The following is a 3,194-nucleotide window of genomic DNA, read 5'->3' on the forward strand; positions in this document are numbered from 1 at the left end:
CCAGAGGAAGTAACGCCAGACTTTCTCCGACTGACAGTGCATGGAACCAAAGCACTTGCCCGCCAGGTCGTTCAAGTGCCGAAAAACCGTATTTTTCAGGAAGACGCTTGGGATCCTCCTTGCCTTTTTTCAACCTTCTACGGTGGAAAAGCCACCAAATAGGCCCCGAAACTTGTGAAAATGCAAGATAGAGGCGCGTAAGCGGAGACATGGCGTCAGGCTGCGCCTCGGTTCAATAGCCTCAGCATTGTGATAAGCCCGACGGGGCTACCCTCGCTCGCAACGAAGGCCGCCGAGATACGTTTCGTCTGCAGAATCCGAAGCGTTTCTCCGACAAGCATCTCTGGCGACAAAATCACCGAGCCTTTGGTCATCACAGCCATCGCGGGCGTCTCGTGAAGAGCGACTTGCATTGTCGATGCGGCATTTCTTTCAAGATAGCGACGTATATCGCCATCCGTAATAACACCTTGCAATTCACCGTCTTTGGTCACGCCAACGATACCCTGCCCCTTGGAAGACAAAATGTTGAGGGCGGCCATGACCGGAGTGTCTTGTGCCACCAACGGCAGATCTTCACCTTCGATCATGATTTCGTCCACGCGTTTCAAGGCAGCACCAAGCGAACCTCCCGGATGGAAGGAGTGAAAGCTTTCCTCGCTGAACCCCCGCATTTGCAAAACCGCGATCGCAAGAGCATCGCCCAGCGCAAGCTGAAGCAAGGTCGACGTTGTCGGGGCAAGGTTGTGCGGACATGCCTCGCGCACTTTGGGAAGGACCAAAGCCACATCTGCGGCGCGCGCCAAAGCGCTTTCGGCGGTTCCAGTAATGGCTATGAGGCGGACGGCATGGCGCTTCGCATATCCGATTACATCCGATAACTCGCGGGTTTCCCCCGACCAGCTTAACGCAAGGATGACGTCATCGGGCTGCACCATGCCAAGATCGCCATGGCTCGCCTCAGCGGGGTGCAAGAAATAGGCCGGCGTGCCAGTAGAGGAAAACGTCGCGGCCAGCTTAGCCCCGATATGCCCGGACTTTCCAAGACCCGTCACGATTAACCGGCCCGACATTTCGGAAATCAGCTCCAGCGCCTCGGCCAAGGACTGATCCATCGCGCCCAGCCCTTCCGACATTGTCTTCAGTGCCGCAAGGTCGGTTTCAATGGCCGCCTGTATCGCGCTGGTCGTGTTCATCGCTCGAAACCTTTCGTTCGCCACCGGCATAGAGGATTGCGGCTGCGCGGCAAAGACTTAGCCGCGCAGACTATGCTTTGACGACCTCGTCCAATGCCTTTAGCCGCCTCAAGAGCGCAGGCATACCGGCCAATGGCACCATGTTTGGTCCATCCGATGGTGACCGCGCAGGTTCTTCGTGAGTCTCAATGAAAACGGCAGAACAACCGACGGCAACTGCAGCGCGGGCGAGCGGTGCAACGAATTCTGATTGCCCGCCAGTCGACCCTCCAAGCCCCCCGGGCAACTGCACCGAATGTGTCGCGTCAAAGACCACTGGGTAGCCGGTTTGCGCCATTATCGGCAGGCTTCGCATATCGCTTACAAGCATATTGTAGCCAAAGCTTGCCCCGCGCTCGGTAAGCAAAATTCTTTGGTTACCAGTGCTTTCCACTTTGTCGACGATATTTTGCATGTCCCAAGGCGCCAGGAACTGACCCTTTTTGACGTTGATGACGGCGCCCGTCTCGCCGGCGGCCAAAAGAAGGTCGGTCTGGCGGCACAAAAACGCAGGGATCTGCAAAATATCGACGGCTTCAGCCGCGGGAACACACTGAGTTGTGTCGTGCACATCCGTCAGAACTGGGCACCCAAATTCGCTGCGGATGGCCGCGAGTATCGACAAGCCTTCGTCTATTCCAACGCCGCGCTTCCCACCAAGGCTGGTGCGGTTGGCCTTGTCAAAACTCGCTTTGAAGACATACCCAATTCCGATGTCTGCACAGGCCTTTGCAAGCGTTTCTGCAAGCATGCGGGCATGATCAAGCGTCTCAAGTTGGCAGGGTCCCGAGATAAGCGTTAGTGGCGCCTCGTTAGAAACCGAGAGCGCGCCTATGGATACGGTCTTCATTTCAAGCCTTCCTTGGCCATAATTGCCTCGATGATCGGAACATCAGAAGGGTTGTTCAGTTCCCAGAAATCGTGGCCTTTGGATTCAACTTCCACGCATCTCACCGGTATCGCGTTTTCCAGAAAACGGAGTTGCTCCAAGCCTTCACGTTTCTCAAGCGGGCCTTCCGGTAAGCCGTTATAGTGCATTAGCGTCTCAGGTTTATAGGCATAGCAACCAACGTGGTGGAACACTGAAACCGCATCCTGCGGTGCGCCATCATAAAACGGCAAGACCTCCTTGGAAAAGTAAAGCGCGTCGTTGTTGGCTCCAAAAACGGCCGTAGTGGCCCCTACACGCCCTGCTTTTCGGTCGGTCTGAAGTTTCGCCAAGTGCTCGGCGGCCGTTTTCAGAACCGGCGTCGCCATATGAATTGTGGGGTCCTCCGCCAGAGCATCTATCAATGCCTCAACGTAATGGGGCGGAGTTAGCGGCGCATCCCCCTGAAGGTTAACGATAATATCGGCAGGTTCCGACAAAAGGGCGACGGCCGCGGCGCAGCGTTCCGTGCCATTCCGGCATTCCGGCGGGGTCATCAATACGTTTCCACCAAACGCTTTTGTAGCTTCCGCGATACGCGCATCATCGGTCAGCACGAATACTTCGGCGACCGAAGACACCTGTGTTGCCGCGTCCCAGCTGCGTTCGATAAGGCTCTTGGCAATTCCTGTGGCCCCTCGCAGGACGGCAAGGGATTTTCCTGGAAAGCGCGATGACTGGTATCTCGCAGGAATAAAAATGACAGTTCGCACGCTTACCCGCTCCGTTGTTGCACTCTCGGCTTAAGGAAAATCGGGGCGCTCCGCAATCCGAAGCCACCTATTCACAGGTCGACATACCCGATGCAGCGGCTAGTCTGGCATCCAAACCACCCCACGAAAGGGAGCGCCTTGGGCAGCCGTATATTCTCAGACAAGAACCGCCCGGTGCATCTTGGACCCTTCCCCCTAGAACGCCTGTCACGCGGCGACCTGCCAGACCTGTCAGCCGTCGCGGAAGACCCGACAGTCGTTTTTTCAAGCGAGACACCCGAGGCCCTGATCAACGCGATGCACCACGGCAACCTGGAG

5 protein-coding genes are annotated in these 3,194 nt (G+C 56.5%); 1 reads left to right on the forward strand and 4 read right to left on the reverse strand.

From position 1 onward, the window contains the following. From Q1B15_RS23560 to Q1B15_RS19535, 4 genes are all read right to left on the reverse strand, one after another. Positions 1-211 (reverse strand): glycosyltransferase N-terminal domain-containing protein (locus Q1B15_RS23560; protein ID WP_366141754.1); only part of this gene is annotated, 211 nt, incomplete at its 3' end. A gap of 4 nt (positions 212-215) precedes the next feature. Beyond that, a complete protein-coding gene (locus tag Q1B15_RS19525; RefSeq protein WP_299757006.1) occupies positions 216-1,196 on the reverse strand; it encodes a KpsF/GutQ family sugar-phosphate isomerase in 981 nt (326 codons plus the stop codon). Between the two features lie 70 nt (positions 1,197-1,266). Further along, entirely contained in the window at positions 1,267-2,085 is an 819-nt protein-coding gene (gene kdsA / locus Q1B15_RS19530) for a 3-deoxy-8-phosphooctulonate synthase (RefSeq protein WP_299757008.1), read from the reverse strand. Next, positions 2,082-2,876, reverse strand: coding sequence for a manno-octulosonate cytidylyltransferase (locus Q1B15_RS19535; RefSeq protein WP_299757010.1), 795 nt, complete (start codon positions 2,874-2,876; stop codon positions 2,082-2,084). The genes kdsA and Q1B15_RS19535 overlap by 4 nt, the downstream gene beginning before the upstream one ends. 138 nt (positions 2,877-3,014) lie before the next feature. Here Q1B15_RS19535 and Q1B15_RS19540 point away from each other — a divergent pair. Further along, the coding region (locus tag Q1B15_RS19540) for a hypothetical protein (RefSeq protein WP_299757012.1) at positions 3,015-3,194 on the forward strand (180 nt) is incomplete at its 3' end.

It is taken from the genome of uncultured Boseongicola sp. (assembly GCF_937988555.1).
In the GTDB taxonomy this organism is placed as follows: Bacteria; Pseudomonadota; Alphaproteobacteria; order Rhodobacterales; family Rhodobacteraceae; genus Boseongicola.

Bases quoted from the DNA above. Each gene is read 5' to 3' on its own strand.
- Q1B15_RS19525 (WP_299757006.1), bottom strand. From the start codon at position 1,196: ATGAACACGACCAGCGCGATACAGGCGGCCATTGAAACCGACCTTGCG.
- kdsA (WP_299757008.1), bottom strand. From the start codon at position 2,085: ATGAAGACCGTATCCATAGGCGCGCTCTCGGTTTCTAACGAGGCGCCA.